Origin of the sequence: Streptomyces sp. NBC_01433 (assembly GCF_026340105.1) — a bacterium.
Classification (GTDB): Bacteria; Actinomycetota; Actinomycetes; order Streptomycetales; family Streptomycetaceae; genus Streptomyces.
The window spans coordinates 388662-414991 of the sequence record NZ_JAPEPM010000003.1 but is presented as its reverse complement, the minus strand read 5'-3'; the positions used below and the strand labels follow the sequence as shown (position 1 = coordinate 414991).

The 26330-nt window shown below is 68.8% G+C and carries 17 protein-coding genes and 2 pseudogenes; 8 read left to right on the top strand and 11 right to left on the bottom strand.

Annotated features, from left to right (window positions below; genetic code table 11):
- Window position 1: 1 nt before the first annotated feature.
- Window positions 2–2101, bottom strand: a complete 2100-nt coding sequence (locus tag OG413_RS38675; RefSeq protein ID WP_266813915.1) for a S9 family peptidase — start codon at window positions 2099–2101, stop codon at window positions 2–4.
- Window positions 2102–2582: 481 nt separating this feature from the next.
- On the opposite strand from OG413_RS38675, the gene OG413_RS38670 reads away from it, so the two are divergent.
- Complete coding sequence (locus tag OG413_RS38670) at window positions 2583–4226, top strand: alpha/beta hydrolase (protein WP_266813913.1); 1644 nt, start codon at window positions 2583–2585, stop codon at window positions 4224–4226.
- A gap of 136 nt (window positions 4227–4362) precedes the next feature.
- Here OG413_RS38670 and OG413_RS38665 read toward each other — a convergent pair whose 3' ends face one another.
- The 5 genes from OG413_RS38665 to OG413_RS38645 all read right to left on the bottom strand — a co-directional run bounded on the left by OG413_RS38665 (window position 4363) and on the right by OG413_RS38645 (window position 10411).
- Window positions 4363–5364 carry a MerR family transcriptional regulator gene (locus OG413_RS38665; protein ID WP_266813911.1) on the bottom strand — a complete coding sequence of 334 codons (1002 nt, stop codon included), beginning with the start codon at window positions 5362–5364 and terminating at the stop codon, window positions 4363–4365.
- Window positions 5351–6040 (bottom strand): HEAT repeat domain-containing protein, encoded by a 690-nt coding sequence (locus OG413_RS38660; protein ID WP_266813909.1) that lies wholly within the window; start codon window positions 6038–6040, stop codon window positions 5351–5353. Before OG413_RS38660 ends, OG413_RS38665 begins: the two co-directional genes overlap by 14 nt.
- Window positions 6041–6330: 290 nt before the next feature.
- Window positions 6331–8781 carry a hypothetical protein gene (locus OG413_RS38655; protein WP_266813907.1) on the bottom strand — a complete coding sequence of 817 codons (2451 nt, stop codon included), beginning with the start codon at window positions 8779–8781 and terminating at the stop codon, window positions 6331–6333.
- A 172-nt stretch (window positions 8782–8953) separates the two neighbouring features.
- Window positions 8954–9679, bottom strand: a complete 726-nt coding sequence (locus tag OG413_RS38650) for a DUF6333 family protein (protein WP_266813905.1) — start codon at window positions 9677–9679, stop codon at window positions 8954–8956.
- Between the two features lie 81 nt (window positions 9680–9760).
- Window positions 9761–10411, bottom strand: coding sequence for a TetR/AcrR family transcriptional regulator (locus OG413_RS38645; protein WP_266813903.1), 651 nt, complete (start codon window positions 10409–10411; stop codon window positions 9761–9763).
- A 141-nt stretch (window positions 10412–10552) separates the two neighbouring features.
- Here OG413_RS38645 and OG413_RS38640 point away from each other — a divergent pair, with 141 nt between their 5' ends.
- The 3 genes from OG413_RS38640 (at window position 10553) to OG413_RS38630 (ending at window position 13397) form a co-directional block, all read left to right on the top strand.
- Entirely contained in the window at window positions 10553–11998 is a 1446-nt protein-coding gene (locus OG413_RS38640) for an amidase (protein ID WP_266813901.1), read from the top strand.
- Window positions 11999–12258: 260 nt separating this feature from the next.
- Entirely contained in the window at window positions 12259–12930 is a 672-nt protein-coding gene (locus OG413_RS38635) for a class I SAM-dependent methyltransferase (protein ID WP_266813899.1), read from the top strand.
- Window positions 12931–13085: 155 nt separating this feature from the next.
- Window positions 13086–13397 carry a hypothetical protein gene (locus tag OG413_RS38630; RefSeq protein ID WP_266813897.1) on the top strand — a complete coding sequence of 104 codons (312 nt, stop codon included), beginning with the start codon at window positions 13086–13088 and terminating at the stop codon, window positions 13395–13397.
- 378 nt (window positions 13398–13775) lie between these two features.
- On the opposite strand, the pseudogene OG413_RS47035 reads toward OG413_RS38630, so the two are convergent.
- Window positions 13776–14558 (bottom strand): annotated as a pseudogene (locus tag OG413_RS47035) (transposase family protein).
- Between the two features lie 837 nt (window positions 14559–15395).
- Here OG413_RS47035 and OG413_RS38615 point away from each other — a divergent pair.
- Window positions 15396–15752: a hypothetical protein gene (locus OG413_RS38615; protein ID WP_266813891.1), complete on the top strand. Its 357-nt coding sequence runs from the start codon at window positions 15396–15398 to the stop codon at window positions 15750–15752.
- A 261-nt stretch (window positions 15753–16013) separates the two neighbouring features.
- Here OG413_RS38615 and OG413_RS38610 read toward each other — a convergent pair whose 3' ends face one another.
- Window positions 16014–16574, bottom strand: coding sequence for an SMI1/KNR4 family protein (locus OG413_RS38610; protein ID WP_266813889.1), 561 nt, complete (start codon window positions 16572–16574; stop codon window positions 16014–16016).
- Between the two features lie 860 nt (window positions 16575–17434).
- On the opposite strand from OG413_RS38610, the gene uvrA reads away from it, so the two are divergent.
- Together uvrA and OG413_RS38600 are read left to right on the top strand one after the other, a co-directional pair.
- Entirely contained in the window at window positions 17435–20284 is a 2850-nt protein-coding gene (gene uvrA / locus OG413_RS38605) for an excinuclease ABC subunit UvrA (protein WP_266813887.1), read from the top strand.
- A gap of 32 nt (window positions 20285–20316) precedes the next feature.
- Window positions 20317–21287 (top strand): annotated as a pseudogene (locus OG413_RS38600) (RNA polymerase sigma factor); the annotation flags it as partial.
- 53 nt (window positions 21288–21340) lie between these two features.
- On the opposite strand, the gene OG413_RS38595 reads toward OG413_RS38600, so the two are convergent.
- From OG413_RS38595 to OG413_RS38585, 3 genes are all read right to left on the bottom strand, one after another.
- Window positions 21341–22903, bottom strand: a complete 1563-nt coding sequence (locus OG413_RS38595; RefSeq protein ID WP_266813885.1) for a mucoidy inhibitor MuiA family protein — start codon at window positions 22901–22903, stop codon at window positions 21341–21343.
- Between the two features lie 8 nt (window positions 22904–22911).
- A complete protein-coding gene (locus OG413_RS38590) occupies window positions 22912–25008 on the bottom strand; it encodes a DUF4139 domain-containing protein (RefSeq protein WP_266814294.1) in 2097 nt (698 codons plus the stop codon).
- Between the two features lie 317 nt (window positions 25009–25325).
- A complete protein-coding gene (locus OG413_RS38585; RefSeq protein WP_266813883.1) occupies window positions 25326–25727 on the bottom strand; it encodes a RidA family protein in 402 nt (133 codons plus the stop codon).
- A gap of 101 nt (window positions 25728–25828) precedes the next feature.
- Here OG413_RS38585 and OG413_RS38580 point away from each other — a divergent pair, with 101 nt between their 5' ends.
- The gene (locus OG413_RS38580; RefSeq protein ID WP_266813881.1) at window positions 25829–26212 is read left to right on the top strand and encodes a helix-turn-helix domain-containing protein; all 384 of its coding nucleotides are present in this window, start codon (window positions 25829–25831) and stop codon (window positions 26210–26212) included.
- The last annotated feature ends 118 nt before the right edge of the window (window positions 26213–26330 follow it).

The window sequence follows — 26330 nt, the reverse complement described above, 5'->3', positions numbered from 1 at the left end:
CTCAAGCTCCGAGTGAGGTCTTCAGGAAGTCCAGCTCAAGCCGCAGCAGGGTGTCCGCAACCCCTTCCCCGGTCACAAGGTGTCCGACCCCCGGTAGCAGGAGCACTCTGTGCGGCCGCCCCGCGGCGAGCAACTTCGCCGAGAAGCGCAGCGTATGCGCTGGGGCCACATTGTCGTCGGCCAGTCCATGAACGAGCATCAGCGGCCGGGTCAGGTTCTCGGCGAATGAGATCAACGAGTTGCGCTCGTAGTTGAGCGGCTGGAGGTGCGGGTGGCCGAGGAAGCGCTCCTCCCAATACGTGTCGTACAGGCGCCGGTCGGTCGGCGGCGCTCCCGCGACCGCCGCGTGGAACACATCGGGACGGTGCAGCACGGCGCCGGCGGCAAGATAGCCGCTGAACGACCAGCCCCGGATGCCTACTCGTTCCAAGTCCATGGCGTCGCACCGTTCAGCGGCGGCGTGCAGCCCGTCGATCTGGTCGTTCAGCACCGGGGTGAGTCGGTCACCAAGGATGGCCCGCTGCCACCGCACCCCGCGCCCGGGGGTACCTCGCCCGTCCGTGGCCAGCACGGCGAAGCCGTGCTCCGCGTACCACTGGCACACCGCCGTGTACCAGCCGTGCGCCTTTGTCACCACCTGCATGCCAGGTCCGGCGTACGGACTGAGCAGAACCGGCAGCTTGTCCATGCCCGGCTCGTACCAGGAGGGCAGATGCAGTCGGCTGCGCGACTGCCGCTTCCCCAGCGACAGATGCACTGGCCGCGGTGTGACCAGCGGCTGTTCCGCCAGGACCGCGATCCCGCCGACCTGTTTCCCGCCCCGCAGCACCCTCACCGTGTGCCCGTCCGGAGTTCTGCTGTCCAACACGAGGGTGTCGCCCCCGGCGGTGGCCGTATGCACCCCCGGAGTGCGCGTCAGCCGTTCGAAGCCGTGCCCAGGCTCGTACGCCCAGACATGTACCTCTGTCGGCTCTTCACTCGCGGTGAACAACACCCGTTCACCCACCGACCCCAGCACCGCGCGTACCTGGAGCCCGGCCGGAGCGAAGACCTCACCTATCCGGATCGTGCGCTCATCACCGCGGACCTGAGGCAGCACCAGCACTCCCGACGCGGTGTGCAGCGGAGCACCCGGCGGAAATTCGACCCATCCTTCATCGGTCTGCTGGGACAGCCGCTCGACAGCACCGGTCACGGGGTCGGCCCGCAGAACCCGCATCGTTTGCTGATCCCGGGTCTGAAGACTGACCACCGGGCCCGTACTCTGCCAGTCGGCACTGACGACGTACTCGAAGGCGAGCCCCCAACTGTTGGCGGGAGCTTCACTCGCACGTGCCTGACGTGGCAGTTGTACCGGCGTGTGACCGCCAACGACCGTCACCAGGTGCAGTGAAGTCATGGCGTTGGCCGTACCTGCCGCTGGATAGGGAATCGACCGGGGCGGTCGACCAGGATCCGAGGGATCGCTGAGATAGCGGCGCTCCACCACGGAGGTGTCGACCCGTGCGACGAGCAGCGCACCGCTGTCCGGAGACCACCAGTAGCCGCGCGATCTGCCGATGGACGCGACAGCGCTGTAATCAGGCAGCCCGTACGTGGTCTCCGCGGTCTCGGGCACGGCGAGCGGCCGGTCTCCGGTCCCGTCGGTACCCACCACGCGAAGGGCGCCTCCAGCGATGTAGGCAATCAGGGTGCCGTCCGGGGCGGGGCGGGGATCCCTCACCGGGCCGACGGTCTGGATGCGACGTGGCGGGCCACCGTCCGTACGCACCGTCCACAGCGAGCCGTCGAGGCTGTATGCCACCACCCGGACGCGGCGGTCGGTCGCGTAGGACACCACTCCGGCCGAGCGCAAGGGCGTCGGTTCGGGACTGATGCGCTCGGCTTCCCGGGTCCGCCCCCCGCCGTTGGCTGTTGGACCGGCGAGGATCCGCTCGTCACCCCTCTCGTACATCCACAGTTGGACGCGCGGAACGACACCGGATTCCGACCGGAGGAACAGCACCCGGTCACCGTCCGGGGAGACGGTGAACTCGCGTGGGACGCCGAGCGAGAAGCGGCGGGTTCGGGCGAACTGGCGGGGAAATCCTTCAGTATCCATGATCTTCACCATCTCTGTGAGGGCTTCGCGGCCTGCGATACGGCGACGGCGACGTGGACCCAGAACGTGGCTGGACAAGAAAAAAGGCTCCAGGTCGGTGACCTGGAGCCTGCAACTCATGTCGTGTCGGGGATCAAGTGATCAACCCTCATTCGGCGATGACCTCAACCGAACGGATGCCATTCTAGCAGCCACGGGTCCGGTCCGACCGCGCACAACGGCAGGCGAGGCGCTCCCGACTGCCACCCGGGCCGCGCCGGCGGCATTGTCCTGCGCCGGCACGCGCCCAACACCTCCGGCAGGGCTTCACCGGACCGCCCGCCGCTGAGGGCGTTCCTCCCCCTACAACTTGGGTACCAGACACGACCGTTGTGTCATTCCCTGGGTGGAGGGAGGTGCACCCCGGCGGGGGGATCCGCAGGCATGACCGGTCCTGAAGGATCTTTCCTGTCCGAACATAAGACCGGAAGGAATCCATATCGTGCGCAGACGACGTCTCGTGCCTCTGCTGGCCGTGAGTGTCACGGCCACGCTGGCTCCCGCGTTCGCCACCTCGACGGCCACCGCCGCTCCGGCCGCCGCCCCGTCGACCGCGTCCTCGTCCGCCGCCAAGAGTGCGCTGGACCGGTATGTGAAGCAGAAGCCACAGTGGAAGCGGTGCGAAGCCGACGCCCCGGCGTCGTTCGAGTGCGCCACGATCAAGGTCCCGCTGGACTACCGGGTTCCCGGGGGCAAGCGGATCGACTTGGCGATATCCCGGATCAAGAGCACCGCGCCCGACAAGCGGCGCGGTGTCCTGTTCTCCAACCCGGGCGGCCCGGGGGGAGAAGGGATCTACATGCCGCTGGGGATGCAGGAGAGACTCCCCAAGTCCGCACAGCAGAAGTACGACCTCATCGGCTTCGACCCGCGCGGTGTCGGCCGGAGCACCCCGGTCTCCTGCGGCCTGAGCCCGGAGGAGGAGGACTGGCTGCGGCCGTACAAGGAGGAGACGTTCGACAAGGACGTCGCCTGGGCCCGCGAGGTCGCGGACAAGTGCAGGGAGAAGGCGGGCGACACGCTCCCGCACATCACCACGCGCAACACCGCGCGCGACATGGATCTGGTCCGGGCGATCCTCGGTGAGAAGAAGATCTCGTACGTCGGATACTCGTACGGCACCTACCTGGGCGCCGTCTACACCCAGCTGTTCCCGGGCCGGGCCGACCGATTCGTGCTGGACAGCGCGGTCGATCCGGCGCGCGCCTGGCGAGGGATGGTCCGGTGGTGGGCGGAGGGTGCCGAGCCCGCGTTCGACCGGTGGACCGCCTGGGCCGCCGGGCGTTCGGAGAAGTACGGCCTCGGTGACACCCCGAAGAAGGTCGACCGGACCTTCTGGAACCTGGTCGCGCAGGCCAACGAGAAGCCCATCGAGGTGGACGGGCAGCCGGTCACCGGTGATGACATCCGCAGCGGCATGCGCGGGGCGGTCTTCACTCCCCAGGTAGCCACCGAGGCGTTCGTGGAGCTGAAGAAGGCCGCGGCCGGTGTACCCGCCTCCGCGAAGAAGCTCGCCGCGTTCACCGGATCGAGCAGGGCCGGGACGGCAGGCGCCGCCGGTGCCGCCGAGGCGCCGTCCGACAACATGACGTCGAGCTTCTGGGCCGTGGTGTGCGGCGACAACTCGGCCGCGTGGCCCCGCGATCCCGAGACCTATCGGCAGGACGCCATTGAGGACAAGGGCCGCTACCCGCTCTACGGTGACTTCACGTCCAGCATCAAGCCCTGTGCGTTCTGGGACAAGTCCGTGGAACCGGCCACCAAGGTGAACAACAAGGTCGGCTCCCTGGTCGTCCAGAACGAGTGGGACTCGCAGACCCCGCTGCCCAGCGGTCAGGCCCTGCACGCGAACCTGAAGGGATCGCGCATGGTCACCGTCCTCGGCGGCGAGGGCCATGGCGTCTACCCGAACGGGAACGCGTGCACGGACGGCACGGTCACCGGCTACCTGCTCACCGGCAAGCTCCCCGCGAAGGACGTCACCTGCAAGGCGACGGCCGCCTCGAACGCCGAGGCACGCGAGAACCAGAAGCAGGACGTGCTCCCCGGGACTCCGCTCCCGCAGCGCGCCCCGGACCGTTTCTGAGCCCGGTCGCACGGCCCATCACCGCATGACCCGTTGAAGACGGGGCGGGACCCCGTGACGGGGTTCCGCCCCCTCCGCCCCGCGTACGGGGTTCCGCCCCCTCCGCCCCGCGTACGCGGCACCCGTGAGAGGTCCGTCACCGTGTGCCGCGCAGCTGAAGAAGGTACGCCGCAGTCAGCGCGACGGCACGGTCCCCGTCATGCGACAGCTCCACGAGGGCACGAGAGGCCGTCGTCCCCGGGATGCCCGCCAGCGCCTGGGTCAGCCATCCGCGTGCGGGCGCTTGAGTGGCGTCGTGGGCGAGGCGTTCGACGAGGCCGGTCGCGATCCGGTCCGCCGTCGCATGGTCACTCGCCAGCACGCTCAGTGCGTCGCCCGCATCGGTGTCGTTCTTTCCCTCCACGATCATGTCGATGAGCGTCGGGACCGCATCGGCCACTCCACGTGTCCCGAGAGCCAAGGCCGCATATCCGCGGACCACGACGTCGGGGCCGGCGAGAGCGTCCCGCAGCTGCGCGGTGGCCTCATCACCCGGCATCTCGGCGAGGGACTGAACGGCACGTTGCCGCACCGCCGCCACCGGTGAGCCGAGGCCCTCCGCCAGCAGCGCCGGGCCGCCGTCGCCCGATCGTGCCAGCGCCCATCGAAGGGCTCCGGCGACGTTCGGCTCCGTCTCGCTCAGTGCCGCCTCGACCAGGGCCTCCACCGGCACCGGAATCTCGTCGGCCGAGGAAAGGGCCGCGCGCTGGCGCGCGTCGGCGCTCTTCGACCCCAGTGCCTGGAGGAGCGCCACGACCTGGAGGACGTCCTCCCAGTCGGCGGGGTCCGCGGCATCGATCCGGAGCAGCCGCGTGAGCAGCTCGGTCTCCGCCGCTATCCGTTCGCGCGTCTGCCGGATGAGGTCGCCGACGAGAGCCGAGGGCGTGCCGGGATCTTCGAGCGCGCGCCCGATCTCACGCAGCGACAACCCCAGCGACCGCAGGCTCTCGACATGGAAGATCCGCCGGATGTCCTCCCCGGAGTACTCCCGATAGCCGGAGCCCGTACGGCCCGAAGGCCGCACCAGCCCGAGCGACTCGTAATGCCTGAGCATGCGGGCACTGACCCCGGACCGTCGGGCCACCTCACCGATCAACACGTCCCACTCCTCCCTCCTGGCCGGGCACGCCGAGTGCCACGACGCGCTTGGCCTCCTCGATCGCGAACTCGAACCCGGCGTCCGGCTCGCGCAGCAGCCGTTGCGTGGCGAGCGCGTGCGCGCACACGCGTGGGTCAGGGTCCGTCGTCGCAGCACGCAGAGCCGGCACAATCACTTCACCCAGCGCGACCAGCGCCCGGCTGAGACTCAGTCGCGTCTCCTTCTCGCCGCGTCCGAGCTGCGCCGCCAGCATCGTGGCCAACGCGGACTCCTCGCCTTCCGGCACGAGCACGACCGCGGCCCGCCAGGCGCTCCGCGCCACCTCGTCGTCGGCGTCGGACAGCGACGCCCGTGTGATCGCCGGCCACGCCTGCCGGTCCCCGATCTTGGACAGCGTGTGCAGCGCCTGGCTCCGTGCCCGCGCACGCTCCGAGCGGACCTCGCGGAGCAGCTCGGGAACCGTCAGGGACGCCGGGTGGCGGGTGAGCGCCCAGGTCAGCATGTCGCGGACGTAGAACTCGGGCTCGATCGCACATCGCTCGATGAGCTTGTCGATGAAGCGCGGGTCAGGTGTCGTGCCGACGGCCAGAGCGGCCCGCAGTCGCACGGACGAACGGCCGTCCTCCAGCCCCCGGAGCGCTCGTACCGCGTCCATGTCCTGTCTCGTGATCGTCATCGAGACCACCTCCTCGGCAGGCAGTAAAGGCCCTGTCACTGTGTCAAGGTCAAACGCAGCCGCCGGATCCTCCGCGTACGGACCGCACCGTCTTCAGCTCCTCCTTCGACTCCTCGGAGGGGCATTCCCGTATGACCTTGACACCGGAGAGACGCGTATGACCTCTGCGCGGTGAGGGGCTGGATCTCGTTCTCGGCCGCTCCTTGAGCGCATACGAGAAGGGCCTCACCCCCGAAGGCGAGGGGGTGAGGCCCTTCTCGTGTTGAGCGTGCGAATCGCCGCTGGTCGGATCAGTCGGTGGCGTCCTGACGCCTGCGGCGCATCCACCACACCAGGGCCGCGCCAGCGGCGACGACCGCTGCGGCGATACCGGAGATCAGCCCGATCGGGGTGTCGGAGCCGGTGTCGGCGAGGTCGCCGTCCGGGTCCGGATCGTTCGCCGGCGGCTGGGCGTTCCCGCCGGTCCGGGTCGGGTCCGGGGCCGGGGTCGAGGGGTCGTCACCCGGCTTGGTCGGGTCGGGACCGGGCTTCGTTGGGGTGGGGGTGGGCTTGGGGTCCTCGCCTTCGCCGGCCTCTAGTCTGCCACCGCCGAGGTAGAGGGTGTCGGTGTCCCGGTAGGAGACGTCATCGGACTGGAGGGACGTCTTCGTGGTGGTGTCCAGGGTGCGGTGTTCGACGTTGAACCGGGTGCGGGAGATGTTCCGCTTGGGCTGCTTGGAGAAGTCCACGCCGCCGACGCTCTGGTTGTAGATTTTTCCGCCGTACTCCAGCTCGAACCACTCGATGCCCTCCTTGATGGAGTCCATGTAGCGCTTGTGAACGCCTTCGCGGGTCCATTTCTCGTTGGGGGCGCGCAGTGGGAACGCGGATACGTCGTTCGAGTCGATGATCTTGTGGAAGTCGGTCGGGGTCTTCGCGTCCTGCTGGCGGATGTACTCGGCGGCGACGCGGGCGGTGCAGACGGCGCGCAGGTCGGCGTAGTCGGGGTCGGTGTTGACCCGTTCCTCCACCACCGGGATCACGTTCGTGCGGACGTTCGCCTCAATGGCCCGCTTCTGCGCGTCGGTCAGGCCCTTGCACTCGGTGGAGCCGGGTACCTGCCACTCGACGTCCAGCCACTGGACGGACACCTTCATGGGTGCGTCGAGGATGTAGATTCCGCCGTCCTGCTCGCGGACCCGGGCGGGCTTGGGCTCGATCCACATGCGCACGCCGGGGAAGCAGGGCATGCCGTTCTGGCGGGGTGCGCTGTCCCAGTACCGCTTGGCGCCGGCGTGCTTGTCGGGGTTGAGGGCTTCGGAGAAGTCGTGCTTCATCTCCAGGTCGGCTTCGAGCAGGACCCGGCCCGCGTCGGTCCTGCCGAACCTGGCCTCCATGACCCGGTCGGGCTCGTCCGGGTTGAGGTTGACCCAGAACTTCTCCGGGGTGAGTGCGAGCCAGGTGAACAACGCGTCGGAGGAGAGCTGCATGCGCGCCTCGCCGCCGAAGCCGGGGTTCTCGTCGGGGTTGGGCATCTGGTCGGCACGCATGGAGTACTGCATGCCCCTGCCCTTGCCCAGGCCGCCGACATAGCGCAGTTCCAGGGTGGTGAAGTCGACGCCGCCCGGACCACCGCGCGGGAGCGTGCCCCGGGTATCGATCCGGCGGGCGTCGGCCTGGATCTTCTTGGCCTCTCCCAGGGTCTTCCCGGAGCCGTTGATGCGGTCGTTCAGCGGGCCTCGGGTGCCGCAGGTGGAGGCGGCGGCGAGCCGCGTCCTGCCCTGGCCGCCCTGGCAGCCCGGGGCGAACCACCTCTGGTAGTCGGAGTAGCCCCTGATGGGCTTGGTCCGCGGGACGGGGTTGTAGATCCGCTGGTTACCGCGGACCTGGTTCGTCTGGCCGGGCCTCAGCCGGTTGACGTACCGGTTCAGGTTGTCGATCTTGCTGCGCTGGCCCGTGGTGAACGCCTTCGCGCCGGTGAAACGGAACTTGTGGTCCGGCATGAGCCGGGCGATCTTCCGGTCCTTCGCGAGCTGCTTGTTCGTCAGCTCCGAGTTCGACTTGAACTCGTTGAACTCCTTGGTGCGCCGGTTGTAGGCGTCGTACCGGCGCGTGTCGACGACGTTGCCCTGTGCGTCGATGAGTTCGACGGTGACCTCGCACAGCCAGTCCGGCCCGACCAGGCGGAAGTCACGGACGAGCTGGCGTTCGAACGACGATCCCTTGTGGTTGTTGGTCTGATTGCGGATGAACCGGTGCTCGAACCAGTGGTCGAAGCTCAGGCCCTCCTTGTTGTGGAAGTACCGGGCGTAGATCTCGAACTTGCGGTCCTCCGGGTCACCGGACTTGTCCGCGATCTTCTGCCACTCCTTGTAGTTCTTCTCCGTGTCGTTCGGGACCTTCGACAGGGCCTCGGTCTTGTTGGCGGCCGTCGGCGGCTTCACCCCGTCGTACGCCTTGCCGGGCAGGTCGTAGTTGAAGTTCTTCGGGTTGCCCTGCCAGACGGAGAAGTTCGAGCCCGTGGGGTCGTTGGGGAACCCCGAGTTCGTCGGCGTGCTCTGGTCCTTGCGTCCCAGGTTCTTCACGTCGCAGCGCTTCGCGCCGGGCTTGACCCTGGCCGCGACGGCGCGCGGCGCGGCGGTGGCGGTGTCGGTCTCGATGCCGGGCAGGCCGGTCACGGTGATCGTCGCGGCGATCCCGAACACAGCCAGAACGCGGCCTGCCAGACGCCACCGCTCGGGTATGCGCAGTGCTCTGTTCACGTGTGATCTTCCCTCACGTATGGGGCCTTGAGGGGATAGGGGCGGCGCGCAAGACCCCCGTGACATGTACGCGCAGCCCGCTCACACTAGACCGAGCCACCGGCGCGCAAGAAGGAGTTAAGGGCGTGTTGTCACGCCAACCCGGTTGGCCGTGAGGGAAGTTGAAGATTACTCAGCCGGTGAAGTAAATGCCCTCCATGTGGCTGGTCGCGTGCTCACTGTGCCGCACCCGCAGCGAGGAGGCGTCCAGATCGACTCTTCCCCACGGGTCCGCGTCTCCGAGACATGCCGTGGCGAGGGCGCCCCAGTCGTTCTGGTTCGGTTCGTCGTCCAGGTCGAAGTACACATCGAGGCCTTCGAGGACTTCCGCGGTGATCCCGAGGGCGGACATCACCGCCTGCGGGTCGCCGGTCACGACGAACGGTTCGTCACCGGGCCAGCCGCAGGCATGGAACATGGTGCCGTCCGGCAGCCACACGAGGTCTTCGGTGTGCTCGGCGCCGCAGTGCACCTCCACCCGGCCTACGATCCGCGCGTCGGGGAAGCGCTCACGCAGCCGGGTGGCCTCCGCGAGCAGCGGCATGTCGTTGCCGTCGTCCCCGAAGGCCGGATCGGAGATCGACATGACGCTCCCCCACGCCCCCACCTGGACGACGTCCAGATCAGCCCTCGTGGCGACCGTAACCGTGTCGCTCCGCCTACGGGGGCCGAGGTCTTCGATCACGTCGTCGATCGTCTCCAGAGAGCGGGCGAACGCCGCGGCCCGGTCGGCGGCGTTGGGCGGAAGTTCGCCGACGTCCACGGTGAACGGCGGTTGGAGGACGGTCAGTTCGTAACGGCTCCCGCTGCCCTGGGTCATGCGGTCGGGAGGCAAGGTCCAGAAGTCGGTGTCAGACATGCCCGTCACCGTAACGGGTTCCTGATCCCCTCGGGGTGGTTGCCGTCTGCCCCCCCCGTACGCGAGATGCCCGACGGTCGGTCAGCGTGCGTCCGGGCCGTTCGGAAGGTTCAAGGTGGCCCGAGGAGGCCGGACCTGTTGCTCCCAGAGCCGGACCAGGTGTGCGTGCAGAACGTCGTGTGCCTCTTGTGGAGTGAGGTGGCCGATGAGGACGTGCGCGGTGAGGCCGTCCGCGAGGGCGAGGAGGGTGCGGGCCTCGCGTTGCGGATCGGGGGGCACGACGTAGTCGGCGCCCTCACCGGCTTCCGAGATGAGGCGGGTGAACGCCTCTTGCAGGGTCGCGTAGTTCGCCTTCAGCGTCTTCGCGAGCGCCTCGCTGACAGCCGCCTGCGCGAGGAAGGCGAGCCAGACCCTGGCCTCGGCGCGGTGCTCTTCCCGGAGCAGTGAGATCTCGGTGGCCGCGTGACCCAGGGCGGTGCCGGCCGACTGGGCCGGGCTCCCGACAAGGCGGGCCCGTACGCGTTCGATGATCCGCTCACCGATGTGCCCGAGCGCGAACACGAGCATCTCTTCCTTGGTACGGAAACACCGCTGAACGGCGCCCATCGACACCTGTGCGCGGGCGGCGACATCGCGAAGGGTCACACCCTCCAGCCCGCGTTCGTCGGCGAGGTCGCAGACGGCCTCGGCGATGAGACGGCGTCGGCTCACATGATCCACCTGCCTGGGCATACCCGGTCGCCTCCTTGTTTCACAGCACTCTGTTTCACATCACTCCGCTTCGGAGCGCACTTTATTCGATGCGCTCGTATCGGTTCCAGGGGTACGGTTCCGATGCAAGCGCATTGGTACGTGGATGAGGAGGCGAGAGCCATGCAGGACGCCCTGTGGAAGATGCCGGCCACCGCGCAGGCGGAGGCCGTGCGCAGCGCGGAAGTCTCAGCTGTCGAACTGGTCGACAGTCACCTGGATCGCATCGCCGAGGTCAACCCGCGGATGAACGCGGTCACGCAGCTCCTGGCGGAGCGCGCACGTGAGGCCGCGGCGCGGATGGACCGTCGGCGGGCCGCCGGTGAAGCGCTGGGGCCCCTCGCGGGCGTCCCCTTCACGGTGAAGGAGAGCACCGCCATCGAGGGCGTGCCCACTACGTTCGGCGCGGAGCGCTTCCGTGACCTGGTGGCGTCCGCCGACGCGCCCCCGGTGGCACGGCTGCGCGCAGCCGGGGGCATCCCCATCGGACACAGCAACATCCCCACCCTGATCCTGGCGGGGATGCACACGCGCAGCGAGTTGTTCGGCGACACGGTCAATCCGTGGGACAGCCGCCGGACCCCGGGGGGCTCCAGCGGAGGCGACGCCGTGGCCGTCGCCACGGGCATGGCGGCGCTCGGGCTCGGCAACGACTCCGGCGGTTCGGTACGCGTCCCGGCGCAGTTCTGCGGCGTGGCCGGGCTGAAGCCGTCCACGGGCCGGTTCCCCGCCGACCACCGCGTTTTCGGCCCGGAGGACCCCGGCCCGGCGTCCCAGGTACTCGTCACCGACGGTCCGCTGGCCCGGAGCGTGGGCGACCTTCGGCTTGCCTACGAGGTGCTGGCCGGGACTGATCCGCGAGACCCACGCGCCGTGCCGGTCCCTGTCCACGGCGAACCGATCGTCGGGCCGGTGAAGGTCGCGGTCGTGGCGGACCCCGGCGGACACGGCGTCCACCCCACGGTCAGCGCAGCCATCACGACCGCGGCCGACGCGCTCCGCGACGCCGGATACGACGTGCGCGAGGTGCGGGACGTACCGCGCATGGACGAGGCCCTTGAGGCGTACGGCCGGATCACCGTGACCGAGTTCGCCCCGACCTGGCCGGTGGTGCGCAAGCTGCTCGGCAAGGGCGGGGACCGCTATATCGAGATGGCGATGGAGCAGACCCCGGCCGCGAGCGCGGCCGAGTTCATGAAGCTGATGGGCACCTGGCTGAACATCCGCCGCTCATGGGCCGAATTCCTCGACGAATACCCGCTGCTGCTCGGCCCGGTCTTCACCGAGCCACCGGTCGAGCCGGGTCTGGAGTCGCGTGACAGGTCAGGTGGGGAGCGGGTCGGGTCGGGAATGCGTCTGTGCACCGTGACCAGTTTCGTGGGCGTACCCGGTGTGGCCGTACCGACCGGGACTGTCGACGGGCTCCCCTGCGGAGTGCAGATCGTCGGGCGCGCGTTCCGGGAGGACCTGTGCCTGGACGCGGCCCAGGCGATCGAGGACCGGCTCGGAGTTCTCACACCGGTCGACCCGCGCGTGGGAGGCCGGGCCGATGGAGGTTGTGGACCATGAAGGGGTACGCACGTTCGGCTCGCTGCGCATAACTCCGGCGCGAGGGTGAGGCACTGGGGGCACGGACCTTCGGGCGGCGGTACGGGAGGTAGGCATCGGTGCTTGCGAGGTGGTGTTGGGTGATCGGAGGGTCACCCGGCCAACTTCTTTGTTTCCTCTGCCAGTACGGCGCCCAGGGCAGGGCGGAGGGGCACTCTCTGCCACGACCGCGCCCCGGCAAGCCTCTGAATCCGGGGGGGGCCGAGGTGGTCACGTACAGGATGAAGCGCAGAAGGGGGCGGCACGCGGGCGTGCAGCAGTACGACGAGATCGGCGAGGCATTCGAGGGGTTCAAGTCCCTGCCACTGATGCGTTACGGGGAGGTGCCGAGCTTCCTGGGCATGGTCGGGAAGGTGAGCGGCAAGTCGGTTCTCGACCTGGCGTGCGGCACCGGCTTCTACAGCAGGGAGTTCAAGCGGCGCGCCGCGTCAGATGTCCTCGGTGTCGACATCTCCGTCGAGATGATCGCCGCCGCGCGGAAGTTCGAGCAGATGGACCCGCTGCGCGTGCGCTACGAGGTCGGCGATGTGGCCGAACTACGGTCTCTCGACCGGCACTTCGATATCGCGGTGGGAGTGCAATGTCTCAACTACGCCGAGAACATAGCGGCGATGGAACGGGTGTGCCGCAACATCCACCGGAGCCTGGTACCGGGTGGCGAGTTCTTCGTGCTTGCCCAGAAGCACGACTACCGGTTCGACTCTCCGTCCCTGGACAAGTACGGGTTCCGCTGCGAGCCGACCGGCGAGGCGACCGAGACGGGCCCGCGGGCGCGGGTCACGGCTCTCCTCGACCCACAGCTGATCAGCATCGTCGCCACGGCACCGCGCCACGAGGTGTACGAGGCCCTGTTCTCCTATAGCTACCGCCAGGTGGCGTGTAGCGCTGAGTAACTACTTGGGGCTGCGGTCGCGGTGTGACCAGCGCCTACATCAATCCGAGCCGCTGACGTGATTCGCCCCGGTGCCTGAAGGGAGTTCCTCCCTTCAGGCACCGGGGGCCGGTCTTTCCACCGCTCCACCATTTCTCACAAGGAGAGACTCTGTACATGCGTCCTAAGAACCCGTCCGGTAACCCTCCTCTGGACCCGCCCGGTGCCATCATCCGCTCCGTCGCCCTGCGCATGGTCCGTCGGCTGGCTGACCAGCCCAATCCGGTCAGTGCTCTGACGTCGGTCGTTCATATGGTGGAGAACGACGAAACCGAATTGGCCATGGACGACATCGGATTGCTGATCCAGTACTACCAATTTCCCGTCCTCCGGTCGGAGTACGAGGACCTCGTCCTCGCTGCGGAGCAGCTGAACTCCCTTGACTCGCTCACCGACACCGGAGTCGAACGGTTCGTCATTGGCGGATAGAAGACCTATAAAGGCGGGCGGCGGTGGCTCTTCACTTGACGCGTTGGCCGCCGCGGTCGGAGGGGGTCGAGGCGGTCCACGACCGGGATGCCTCGGGTCGCCTTCCGTAGCCTGCGTATCGACTGACGATGGAAACGACATGGTCGGGGCCGGCTCCTTCGCACTCCTTGATGCTGCTGGCGGCATCGATGCGCTGGAGGGGGTTCAGTGCTGCCTATCAGGATGCCGCGCGGCGGTCTCGGGCTGGCCCATGGCCCCGACGACGCTACTGGGCAGTGAGCGGTGTTCATCGTGAAGCTGCGGGTCGCGGATCTGGTGTGCGCGGGGCTCGGGGCGCTCGTGCTGGTCGCGGGCGGATGACTTGGGGAAAACCGTCGGTCACCGGGAGACTTCGCGGTTCGTCAGGACCAGGAGGGCCCGGACCAGCGCGGTCGCCCACTTCGGATCGGTGCGGACCTTGCCGAGCACGCGCCAATTCTTCTGGTGGGCGAAGCCGTGCTCGACCGGGGCCCGGACGGCGGCGATGCCCTTGTTCGACAGCTTCTGCCCGCGCGTCAGGGGCCGGTTCCGGGCGGCCCTGTAGCCAGCGGTCACCGCTGGGCCCGCGTCGGGATCAGTGTCGTCGAGTCCGACGAAGCCCAGGTCGGCGATGGCACCAGCCCGGCCGCCCGCAGCTTGGCGGTGAGCTGGTCGTGCCGACAGGCGGTGACCTCCGAAGTGCGCCTGGGCCTGGCCGCCGAGACCCACAGCAGGCGGCCACGGTCGTCGGTGAGCGCGATCACCAGCAGGCCAGGGCATTCGCTCCTGCCGGAGTAGTTCTTCCGGTTGTCCTTCCCGGTGCGTCGCCGGGTGCGGATCAGCGAGCCGTCCAGCAGCACGAAGCCGCCACCCGTTGGGGCGATCTTCTTCAGGGCCCGGTCCAGGCATGGCGCGCGGGCGGCCAGCAGGCCGACGACTTCCCGCACCCACCGGGCAACGGTGGGTGCGGCGGACCCTGTTGCCGTCGGCCAGGTCCCCGGGCCGCTGGTCACAGCGCGGCACCGCCGGCACGATCCCGGCGATCTTCCCCGCGGGCAGGGCCCGCCACGGCGAGCCGATCTTCTTCAGGTGGCCGCGTATCAGGTCGGCCAGGTAGTTCAAGGTGGCGCTCGACAGCGGCAGCCGGGCGGTGCAGACAAGTCCGTCAGGCCCTTGACGGTTTCGTTGTTTTTCACACCAAACTCAACCGCCGCCGAGGGCTCGCTGGTTACGCCCTGCCCGGCTACTTCCCCCCGCCGGTCACGGGCGTGCGGTGAAATTTCCGTCGCCCCGCTTGTGCAGCCGGCCGCGGGCGGTGAGTTCGGACGGCTTCGCGCGCGATGGCTCCAGCTTGCCGCGCACCTCCACTCAAGCCCCAGCTTCTCGCCCACCGCCTTGACCTGCACCGGGCCGTCCGCCCCGCGCACGATCGCCAGGATCTATCGGCAGTCCGCGGGCAGCTCGGCCTCGTCAGGAGCTTCACTGCGGTGCGGGACCAGCAGCACCGCACGCCCCGCCACCGCGCGGGCCTCGGGGCGGTAAACGCGGCGGCCTCCTCCTCCGCCCGGTCCCGCTCGGCCAGCCTGTGCAGCACCCTCTCGGCGACCGCCAACTCCTCCGCTCGACCTGGACCTCGGCAAGCCGCGTGGTCAATTCCCCCGCAAGCGCGTCCAGTTCACTCCGGCGAGCCGTGATCCGCTCCATCTCCTGCATCCCCGCGTCCTCCCGCCCTCGCTCCCCCGGTGTACCGACACGGTCACGGATCGCAGGAGCAGCGCCGCGGCGACAGCGGCAGAACCCGAGAACAGCCACGACAGGACCGATCAGACGATCTACAGCGTGGACACCCGCCCACGACCAGCACGAGAATCGGCCTCGCCCCTCACGCCAGAGCCGTGACCTGCAGCTTCACCATGCACACCGCTCGTTGAAGGTTAAGGGTTGTCGCTGAAGGCTGACGATCAGTAGGTTTGCGCCATCATGACGACACGAATTCTGAGGTTCGGCTTGTACGCGGACACGCAGGGGCTGGCATGGGTCAGGGAACTCGTCGACGGGAACGCGGCTTCCCGGAGCGCCCGAATCATCAAGGAGGAGGTTGCACGCACCTATCCTGATAGCGGCCTGACCACCGCTGAAATGTACGATTCCCTTGCGGAACAGTGGGCCTTCGAACACCCTGGTCAGAACAGCGGCGAGCGGGAAGCCGTTGAGCTGCGCGTCAGCTTGGACTGTTCCCTGCGGACATGGCGAGCGATCCGCAAGACAGTGATCAGAGCTTTGTGTCCGGAAGGAATGGCGCCCCACACCTGCCGTGTTCCGTGGTTCGCTGCCTGAGCCGGTGCACGGTTCTCCGCAATGGCCCGAAGCACCGCGATGCCCCCTCAACCTTCGGTGACACAGGACATCTCCCCTATTCCTTCGGCTGATCCCGGCTGATTATTCACCCCAGTCGCCGGCGGCGGATCGCTGTCGTTCGACGGCGACGGCGACGGGGGTGTCGATGAGATGCGACGCCCCACCCCTGCAGCACCGCCCCCGAAGAACTGGGGACGGCTGACAGTTTCGTCCCTCTCACTCAGCTCATGAAGCAGAGCGTCATTCAGCGTCATACCAGGGCTTGTTCGCTGCCCAGTGCTGGACCCAGCCGGCGAAGCCAGGTTCAGCGGTGGTGGACCCGAACTGCTCACCGAAAGGGACAGCACCGACGTCAGTGATCAGCCAGACGTGCCCTCGGTGAGGTCCTGCGACAATGAGATGCCAGTTCATCGCGCATCCGTCGGTGCCGAGCACGATCGTGCCGTGGTTGTAGACATGTTCAAAGATCTCGTCGGCATCCTCGGTCCGGTCCGAGTCCTCCTCCCACATCCATGCCGCCGTCAGCGGGAACGGCTTGCTCAGGTCGCGTTCCTGCTCGTCATCGCCCCAGTCGTCGGGCAGCTCCGCCACCGGCAGCAGTCCGTACTCGGGCGGCCCGGAGTGTGAACCGTCCGCTATCTCAGCGACGAAGGTCCGATACGGCTCGGGCAGCACGATTCCGTGTTCTGCCTCGAAGACATGGACCGCCTCCCAGCCAAGAGCCGGCTTGTCACTTCTATCGACCTCGAACGCCGCACGAAGCGCCGCCAGTTCGGCTGGGTCAGCTTGATCAATGTTCATGTGGCATAGATACCAGCTCGTTGTGACAACGCCCTCGGATGCGTTGGTACTCGGCGACGGACCTTGAGGAGTCCCACACGTTTCGAATGACGCTCCCTGTCGGCCCCTTCCGCACCATGCGCCTACGGTGCCAACTGTGAAGAGGGCCAGGCGCGGCGGCGGACCAGGCATGGTGGTTCAGCTAGGCCGCTTCGGTTGCACGCCTCGCGGCCCAAGATCGGTGGACAGCCCGGTCGACGCCGAGCGCGGCGGCTGTCCAGAGCGATGACTTCGGCGAGAACGATCGCCGGGGTCAAGGTGAGATGCGGCCGGGGGCGGCAGATCAGCAGGACCTGCCCAGCCCCCGGGCCACCCTTGTGGAGCGCTCCGGGCAAGGTGCCGGCGTAGCCGAAACGCGCGTCTGTCAGCAGATCGTTCGCATCCGGCAGACCGACGACGTTCACATCCGGGGGCAGAACGGACTCCCGGACCGGTGTGTCGGCCACCCGACTTCCAAGGCATCCCAGGGGGATCGGACCCGCGACATGGATCTTCGACATGCCGCGGACCCTAACGTACGGAACTCCTCTTTCGTCAATACGAAGGTGAGCAGGAAGCCCCCCGCCAGCCCCGCTCCGGCCCGCTGCGACTTTCTTCGCACCATCCATTGCACACGCCTCACGCGAGAAGTCAAGTGATTCTTGCGCACTGCGACGGCCGCTTCGGATTCGGTCATTCTTCTCTGTGCACACACGGAACACTTTCGTGTCAAGAGCGATATTTCCCGCATCGGAAAGGTGCTCAGGAGCGGCGTTGACCAGCGGTGGCGCGGTGTTACCGTTGATTTTGGCCCGTTCTCCACACCACCCGAGGTTCATGAAGTGAGAAATCGGCTCGTTGTCAAGGGTGCCCGTCAGAACAACCTTCGTGATGTGTCCGTCGAATTGCCTCGGGACGCGTTGATCGTATTCACTGGCGTGTCCGGATCCGGAAAGTCAAGTCTGGCATTCGACACGATATTCGCCGAGGGGCAGCGGCGTTATATCGAATCCCTATCTGCCTATGCCCGCCAGTTCCTCGGGCAGCTCGACAAGCCCGAAGTCGATGCCATCGAGGGGCTGTCGCCCGCGATCGCCATCGACCAGAGGACGTCCGGCCGCAACCCGCGCTCCACGGTCGGCACCGTCACCGAGGTCTACGACCACCTGCGCCTGCTGTACGCCAGGATCGGCCACCCGCACTGCCCCGAGTGCGGCGAACCGGCCGGCCGGCAGACGCCGCAGCGCATCGTCGGCCTGTTGCTGGGCGAGGGCCACGGAACCCGCTTCCAGGTCCTCGCCCCGGTCGTCCGCGACCGCAAGGGCGAACACGCAGAGGTCTTCCGGCAGCTGACCGCCGATGGATTCAGCCGGGTCCGGGTCGACGGCAGGGTCCTGTCGCTGTCCACACCGCCCGCGCTGGACAAGCGCAAGAAACACTCCATCGACGTGGTCGTGGACCGGCTGGCCGTGAATCCGGGTGTCCAGCAGCGGCTGACGGAGTCCGTGGAAACCGCGCTGGGGCTCGGAGGGGGTGTCGTCCGCGTCGAGTTCGTGGACCGTGAACCCGGCAGTGCTGAAAGGGAGTTGATCTTTTCCGAGGCGATGGCCTGCCCGCGTGCGCACGACATCGGCCTGGAGTCGCTGGAACCCCGGCTGTTCTCCTTCAACGCACCCTGGGGAGCCTGCCCCACCTGCACCGGCCTGGGGTCGCGTCTTGAGGTGGACCCTGCACTTGTCGTTCCGGACGGCACCAAGTCGCTGGCCGAGGGTGCGATCGCCCCGTGGGCCAACACCAGTGGCGCCGACTACTTCACCCGTCTGCTGGAAGCCCTGGCCACCGACGTCGGCTTCAGTACCGGCACCCCGTGGGATCAACTACCGTCCGACGTACGGATGATGGTGCTTCACGGGGCCGATCGGCGGTTGCACCTCGCCTACCGGAACCGGTTCGGCCGTGAGCGCTCGTACCGGTCCCGCTTCGAAGGAGTGATCCCGCACATCGAGCGCCGCCATGCGGACGGCACCGAGTCCACGGCCGGCCAGACCCGTTTCGCCGGGTACATGCGCGAGGTGCCGTGCGCGGACTGCGGGGGCGCCCGGCTCGCCCCCGCAGTCCTGGCGGTCACGGTCGGCGGGCGCAGCATCGCACAGGCCGCCGCGCTGCCGCTCGGTGAACTCGCCGAGTTCGTAAGGACATTGAATCTGACGGGCAGTGAATGGCGGATCGCCGATGCGGTACTCACCGAGACCGGTGAGCGCCTGCGGTTCCTGCTCGACGTAGGACTCGACTACCTTTCCCTCGACCGGCCCGCCGCCTCCGTCTCCGGCGGGGAGGCTCAGCGGATCCGGCTGGCGACGCAGATCGGTACAGGACTGACCGGTGTGCTGTACGTCCTGGACGAGCCGTCGATCGGGCTGCACCAGCGCGACAACCAGCGGCTCATCGAGACATTGCGGCGGCTGCGCGACCGCGGCAACACGGTGATCGTTGTCGAGCACGACGAGGAGACTCTGCGGGTCGCCGACTGGGTCGTTGACTTCGGCCCCGGCGCCGGTACGCACGGCGGCAGGATCGTCTGCTCGGGAACCGTACCGGAGCTGACCGAGCACCCCGAGTCCGTGACCGGCGCCTATCTCTCCGGGCGCCGGGCGATCCCCCTGCCCGCGCAGCGCAGAAAGCCGAAAACCGGCCACTCGCTCACCGTGCACCAGGCGTGCGAGCACAACCTGCGCGACGTAACGGTGTCGTTCCCGCTCGGGGTGTTCACCGCGGTCACCGGCGTATCCGGCTCCGGCAAGTCGACCCTGGTCAACGACATCCTGCACACCGCCCTCGCCCAGCGCCTCCACCGAGCACACAAGGTGCCCGGCCGCCACCGCACCATCACCGGCACCGAGCACATCGACAAGGTCGTCCAAGTCGACCAGTCACCCATCGGCCGCAGCCCCCGCTCCAACCCGGCCACGTACACGGGCGTCCTCGACCACCTGCGCAAGCTGTTCGCCCGGACCCCGGAGGCCACGGTGCGCGGCTATCAGCCCGGCCGGTTCTCCTTCAACGTCAAGGGCGGCCGCTGCGAACACTGCTACGGCGACGGCACCATCAAGGTGGAGATGAACTTCCTCCCGGATGTCCACATTCCCTGCGAGGTGTGCAGGGGCGCCCAGTACAACCGGGAAACCCTCGAAGTGCACTACAAAGGAAAGTCCATCGCGGACATCCTCGCCATGACCGTCGCCGAGAGCCTGGACTTCTTCGACGGCCACCGGATCATCTCCCGGCACCTGCGGACCATGGACGATGTCGGACTCGGCTACGTGAAGCTCGGCCAGGCCGCCACCACCCTGTCCGGCGGCGAAGCCCAGCGCGTCAAACTCGCCGCCGAACTCCAGCGCCGCACCCGCGGTCGCACCCTCTACATCCTGGACGAACCCACCACCGGCCTGCACACCGCCGACGTCGCCCGGCTGCTGACGGCACTGCAACGTCTGGTCGACGGCGGCAACACGGTCGTCGTCATCGAGCACAACCTCGACGTGATCAAGGCGGCCGACTGGCTCATCGACATGGGGCCGGAAGGCGGACAGAGGGGCGGCGAGGTCATCGCCGAAGGCACCCCCGAACAGGCCGCGGCCGAGCCCCGGTCACACACCGGCCGGTACCTGAGCTCCCTCCTGGAGTCCCGATGAACGCCACAGACATGCAAGACCCCGAGGTGCTCCTGCTCGCCGAGCAGGACGAGAGCGACGCGCCCGCCCCCCGGCTCTCCACCGGAGGCGCCTCGGCCGACCCGGTGAAGGACTATCTGCGGCTCATCTCCACGTTCCGGCTGCTGACCGCCGAGCAGGAAGTGGAACTGGCCAAGCGCATCGAAGCCGGCCTGTACGCCGAACAGCTCCTCGCCGAAGAGCCCGAACCGGACCCGCGCTACCGCCGGGAGCTGAACCTCCTCGCCGAGGACGGCCGCCACGCGAAAAGACATTTCACCGAGGCCAACCTGCGCCTGGTGGTCGCCGTTGCCAAGCGCTACACCGGACGCGGACTGCAGTTCCTGGACCTGATCCAGGAAGGCAACGCCGGGCTGATCAGGGCCGTGGAGAAGTTCGACTACGCCAAGGGCTTCAAGTTCTCCACGTACGCGACCTGGTGGATCAAACAGGCGGTCAGCCGGGCCATGGCCGATCAGAGCCGCACCATCCGCATCCCGGTACACGCCGTCGAGGTCATCAACCGCGTGGCGCGGGTCCGCCACGAGTTGATCCGCGACTTCGGGGCCGAGCCCACCGCGCAGGAGCTGGCCGAGAAGGCGGAGATCTCGGTGGAACGGCTGACCGAACTCGACGCCTACGCAAGGGAGCCCATCTCGCTGGAATTCAGGATGACCGAGGGCGGGGACACCGCGTTCGGCGAGCTCATCGTGGACAGTGACTCGCCCTCCCCCTGGGACGTGGTCGCCTTCGGCTTCGTCCAGCGGGCGCTCCAGACCGTCCTGTCGGACATGACCCCGCGCGAAGCGGGCATCATCGCCCTGCGCTACGGCCTTCTCGGCGGCCCTCCCGAACGCTGGAGGAGATCGGGCGGGTCTACGGCGTGACCCGTGAACGCATCCGCCAGATCGAGTCCAGAACCATGAGCAAGCTGCGCCATCCCTCCCGCTCGCACGCACTGCGGGAGTACCTCGACAACGAGTGACCGCGCAGCCGAGGCCATGGCTGCGCCAACAGGCGTGCGGCGCCCCACCGAGCTCAGAGCCCGGTGACCTTCGCGCTCGCCGACAGCTCGTAGACCAGGGTGACCGTGCGGCGGCTGCCGGGCGGGAGGGTGACGTCCCAGCGGGCGATGCCTTCGGCATCGACCACGTCGGGCGCCGGGGAGCACGCGTCCTTGTGCAGGCGTATGTCCACCGCCGAGACCTCGGAGACCGGGATCCGCTCCCGAAGGGCGACCACCCGCTCGCCTTGCTCCCCGGGGGCGGAGAACCGGGACAGATGCAGCCGCACCGTTCGGGTGACCACGGTCCGCTGGCTGATACCGGCGGAGTCGCGGGACTCCTCGGCCTGCCGGACCACCCTGTAGTCGTCGCAGCTGCCGAAGGCCAGCTCGACGGGGGCGCCGGGGGCAGTGAAGTCCAGCGTGCCGCGGCCGCTGAATCCACTGGCGCGGACCAGGTCCACGGGCCCGGCGAGCAGCGCGTGGCCGGACCTGTTGTCGAACCGCACCACCTGGGTGACCAGGGGGGACAACTCCGGTGAGCAGGCGTACTCACTGGGCGCGGCCGTGGTGAACGCGGAGAGCGCCACTCGGTGGGCACGGCCGTCACCGGGCACCGAGACCGGCGCGGGGGATCTCAACACCCGTGCCTCGCCGCCGTCGTCCACCCCCGGCAGGCCGAGCACCGGGGCCGGGCCGAGGGCCCCGATCTCCTCCTCGCGCAGCTCGACGTCGACCGTGCGGCGCTCCGCCGCGGAGCGGTCCGTGAGCGTCAGCCGGTCCTCGCCCAACCATGGCGGATCGGTGGCCGGCGCCGAGCGGGCCGTCGACAGCGTCAGCCGTACGTCCGACCAGTCCTCACCGGTGCGCTGCCAGATCATCGCGTCGGTCTCCAGCGTCAGGGAGCCCCCGTCGAGCACGGCCCGGTAGGCGGGCCGCCACAACGCGCACGCAGTGAGGTGGCTCAGGCGCAGCCCGGCCGGCCCGGCGACCGCCGCCTCCACGGTCAGCTCGACATGGCCGACCAACTCGGCGGGCTCCTCCTCGGATAGGTTCAAGGCCCGCTGGACTTCTCCGAGTTCGGCGCCCAAGGCGGCCAGCCGGGCCTCTGCGCTCCGGAGTTGCTCGGCGTACGTCTCGCGCTCATCGTCCACCCGGTCCAGTTCGCGGGACCAGCGGGGCCGGTCGCTCTCCCCGGAGCCGGCTCCTTCTCCGATCTCCCGCAGCAGATCGGCGGCGAGGCGGCCGAGCAGGTCAAGGCGGGTCTGCAGCCGGTCGCGCCGCTGCCCCAGGGTCAGCCGCCCCTCTTCGAGGGTGTGTACGCGCCGGCGCAGTGCGGAGTCGTCGTCGGCGGACGGCAGCGGCCCGCGCGGTGTCCAGGTGCGGACGATCCGCACGTCGAGCACGGTCGCGGGGTGATCGGCGGTCAGTTCGGCATGGAGGGTCCGGTCGACGGCCAGCGCACTGACCGGCCCGAGACGCAGCCGCTGGACCCCGGCCTCCAGGTCGAGCACGACGGTGCGCTCGACGTGGGCACGATCTTCGAGGCACGTGACGGCGGTGACGGGGAGGGCGATCGGCTTCGGGGCCGTGGACATGGTGTGTGTCAGCTCCTGCGGTTGCCGCCGGCCAGGGCCTTGCCGGTCGGGATGCGGATCTCGTAGCCGCCGTCGAAGGCGGCAGTGGCACCTGCGGGCAGGTCCCGTCGCCAGACACGGGTGCCCGGCGCATGACGATCGGGCCCCGTGCCTTCGTCTGGTGCCGTCCAGTCGGCCCGTTCCTCTATCCGTACGTCCGGTTCCGAGGTGACCGGGACCCGCTCGCGGACTTCCACGGTGACGGGCCTGGCGAGCCGATTGGCCAGCTCCACATGGACGCGGTGGTCGAGCACGGTGGTGTTGTTGCGCAGGCCCGAGGTCGACTCGTGCAGGTTGGTACGCCGGGTGACCCGGATGCCCTCGGCCGGCCCGAGCCCCACCCGGCGGACGCCGCCGGGGGCAAGCGTGGGCAGTGCGGCGGTCAGCAGGAAGTCGTCGTCGACGGTGACCTCCACCGGGCCGGCCAGCAGTGCCTGGTCGGTGGCGTTGGAGAGCACCAATGTCGCGAACACGGTCTGCTCCACGGACGGCACGCAGAGATACTCGGTACGCAGGCCGACCGGGATCTCGCCGACGGTGACGGTGTGCCAGGTGCCGTCCGACGGGATGTCGGCGCGGGCGGTGGCATCGAAGCGGTGGTCGAATGATCCCGCCGATTCGCGGGGGCGCACCGCCTGTCCGGGCAACGACAGCGCGGCCACCGCTTCGGCGCGGCGGCGGTACTCGGCCGCCACCGGGTCGAAGGGGGAGTCCGGAAACAGCCGTCCTCTGCGACCGCCCTGCTCGTCGGGACCGCACAGGACAAGGGCGGCATAGTCGAGCTCGGCGCCGCTCGGCTGCGGCGGACCGGCCGCGGGTGCCGGAGGGGGCGGCGGCGCGGACCGGTCGGAGGCCGCTGGAGCCATGGCGGCCGGGGCACCCGCGAAGGACCTGCTACCGGTACGCGGCCTGCGGCCCTGTGGCACCCCGGCCGGAGGCGCGAGAGCGGGCGTCCCGCCGCCGAAGACTTCCGGTGCAGGGCCGAAGCCCTGCGGTGCCGACGGACCGCCGTAACCCGGCAGTGGAGGCGGCGGTGGCGGAACGGGACCGGACGCGGAGCCTCCTGCGGCACCCGCGGACGCGAAGCCGGCCCCGACAGCGACGGGTGCGGCGGATGGGGCGGGTGCGGCGGTCGTAGCTGGGCCAGGGCCTGCCGCGTCGTACCCGGAGAACAGGTCTACGAGCCCGGCCGGGGGCTCGCGCCAGCCGGAAGGCGTGGGGACGGGCTGACTTCGTCCGATCCGGATCGAGCGGAGCCTCGGCAGGTCGGTGCGGCGCCGAAGATCGGCGGTGGCCAGGGCGATGCGCACACCGGTCCAGTCCTCGCCGGTCCGCTGGGCGACCGAGGCGCGCAGCACCAGACGGCCGCTGCCGTCGCCCTGACGGTAGGCAAGACGGTAGGCCGGCACCCAGACGGCGCCCGGCACCCCGTATTCCAGCTCCAGTTCCACCTCCGCATCGCCAGTGCCGTCGAGGACCAGGACCGCGCAGACCTCGGTCTCCACGTGCGCTGACGGTGCGTCGGTGGTGGCACGGTCGAGCCTGTCGGCGGCGACGGTGAGGTCGTGCTCGACGTTGCGCAGTGCCTCCTCCGCCTCGGCGAGGCGGTTGCGCAGTCCCGTCAGCCGCTCGTCGACGAAGTCGGCGAGTTCCAGCCACGCGTCGACCGGGGTGCTGCGGTACGGATCCTCGCGCCTGCGGGCAGGTGCGACCGGATGCAGGGCCCTGACCTCCTCGATCAGGCTCAGCTGTCGGTCCCGGTGTCCCTGTGCCGCCGCGTACTCGTCGCTCAGCCGCTCGAACTCGCGCCGCGACTCGTCGGGCGTGCCCGTGCCGCGCGGCTCGGCCTCGACTTCCACCCGGGCCTCGGTGACACGCACACCGGGGGCGCTCAGGACCCGGGCCCGCAGCGAACCCGGGTCCAGCGAGCGGGGCAGTCCCGTCACCCGCACCCGGCCGTCAGGCGCCGCGCTGCCCCGGGCCAGACGTCGGCAGACCGCGCCCTGCGCGTACACCACGACCGAATCGAGGGTCGATCCCCACCTCTGTGCCGACTGAGCCGTCATCTGCTCCGCCCCGCCCCCTGTCGCGTCCATGCCGAGCGAAGCTTACGCCCGGACGGTCCGCGCGTCCGCGTGGAATCGGGAGGATGGCATCCAGGACGCCCTGCTGGCTGAGCAGCCCTTTCACGGCCTCCCGCGATTGCCCAGCGCTCCGAGGAAGGAGGGCGCTTGTCGTGTGGCAGGTGGCAGGTGGCAGGTGAGCTTTTACGCGGTGAGGTCAGGGACGTGTCAGCGGCCACCGCCCAGCAAACGTCGAGGAACAGCGTGAATCTGACGGCGGAGCGGACCTGGTCGAGCCGGGCCGCGCGCTGCGGACAGACTCAGGCAGGCAGTTTCGCGTCGACGACGAAGCTGATCTCGATGACCTGGCCCAGGAAGGTCAGTTCGGTCACGCCGAGGACCGTGCTCACCGGGCAGTGGCCGCCGAAGTACGCCAGGTTGCCCTCCGCCGCCGCTGCGGCGTTCTGCCGCAGGTTCACCACGTACAGGGTCTGCGAGACGACCTGGTTCCGGGTGACGCCGTAGTGGTCCAGGATCTTGTCCAGGTTGGCGTAGGTCCGCTTGAGCTGGGCGGCGAAGTCGTCCGTGTGGAGGAACTCGCCCGACTCGTCGAGCGAGAGCTGTCCGGAGACGTGGATCAGCTCGCCGGACTTGATCGCCTGCGCGTAGCCGAATTCACTCTCGGCCGGCACGTTGTGGTTGAAGACATCGATCGTAGCCATCGTGATCGCCTTTCCGCCTTGCTCTCTTGTGGTTACTCGGAAACTTTAGGAGAGTGGCGGCCGACCTGGAAGAACGTACTTTTCGGTGATTGAGGAACCTGATGGTGACCAAGCAGCTGCTCAAAGACCTGCCCGAGGACGCGGACCTGAGGCGCGCGGACTCCCTGGCACGGGAGATCTTCTCGGACGTCGCCAACAAGTGGGCGCTCCTGATCATCGAGGCGCTCGGCGAGCGCACCCTGCGCTTCAGCGAACTGCGGAACGAGGTCGAGGGCATCAGCCACAAGATGCTCACCCAGAACCTGCGCATGCTGGAGCGCAACGGCCTGGCCGCCCGGAAGGTGTATCCCACCGTGCCGCCGCGGGTCGAGTACACGCTCACCGAGCCGGGCCGGGCCCTGCGCGCCACAGTCGACGCCATGTGCGGCTGGACCCACCGGTACCTCGGTCACATCGAGGACTCGCGCGGTCGCTTCGACGCCTGACGGGCGCGCAACGCCACGCCCCCGTTGCGCGCTTCCTTGATCAATCGCAAGTTCGCCGCGGCGGCCGGGCGGGGCCCGAACGAATGGTGCTGGGCCCCGCCCGGCCGGTCGGCTGTTG

What these genes read in the sequence shown, in the direction of transcription:
- OG413_RS38675 (WP_266813915.1), bottom strand. Translation starts at nt 2,101, where the DNA reads ATGGATACTGAAGGATTTCCCCGCCAGTTCGCCCGAACCCGCCGCTTC.
- OG413_RS38660 (WP_266813909.1), bottom strand. Translation starts at nt 6,040, where the DNA reads ATGACGATCACGAGACAGGACATGGACGCGGTACGAGCGCTCCGGGGG.
- OG413_RS38650 (WP_266813905.1), bottom strand. Translation starts at nt 9,679, where the DNA reads ATGTCTGACACCGACTTCTGGACCTTGCCTCCCGACCGCATGACCCAG.
- OG413_RS38645 (WP_266813903.1), bottom strand. Translation starts at nt 10,411, where the DNA reads ATGCCCAGGCAGGTGGATCATGTGAGCCGACGCCGTCTCATCGCCGAG.
- OG413_RS38640 (WP_266813901.1), top strand. Translation starts at nt 10,553, where the DNA reads ATGCAGGACGCCCTGTGGAAGATGCCGGCCACCGCGCAGGCGGAGGCC.
- OG413_RS38635 (WP_266813899.1), top strand. Translation starts at nt 12,259, where the DNA reads ATGAAGCGCAGAAGGGGGCGGCACGCGGGCGTGCAGCAGTACGACGAG.
- OG413_RS38630 (WP_266813897.1), top strand. Translation starts at nt 13,086, where the DNA reads ATGCGTCCTAAGAACCCGTCCGGTAACCCTCCTCTGGACCCGCCCGGT.
- OG413_RS38615 (WP_266813891.1), top strand. Translation starts at nt 15,396, where the DNA reads ATGACGACACGAATTCTGAGGTTCGGCTTGTACGCGGACACGCAGGGG.
- OG413_RS38610 (WP_266813889.1), bottom strand. Translation starts at nt 16,574, where the DNA reads ATGAACATTGATCAAGCTGACCCAGCCGAACTGGCGGCGCTTCGTGCG.
- OG413_RS38595 (WP_266813885.1), bottom strand. Translation starts at nt 22,903, where the DNA reads ATGTCCACGGCCCCGAAGCCGATCGCCCTCCCCGTCACCGCCGTCACG.
- OG413_RS38590 (WP_266814294.1), bottom strand. Translation starts at nt 25,008, where the DNA reads ATGACGGCTCAGTCGGCACAGAGGTGGGGATCGACCCTCGATTCGGTC.
- OG413_RS38585 (WP_266813883.1), bottom strand. Translation starts at nt 25,727, where the DNA reads ATGGCTACGATCGATGTCTTCAACCACAACGTGCCGGCCGAGAGTGAA.
- OG413_RS38580 (WP_266813881.1), top strand. Translation starts at nt 25,829, where the DNA reads ATGGTGACCAAGCAGCTGCTCAAAGACCTGCCCGAGGACGCGGACCTG.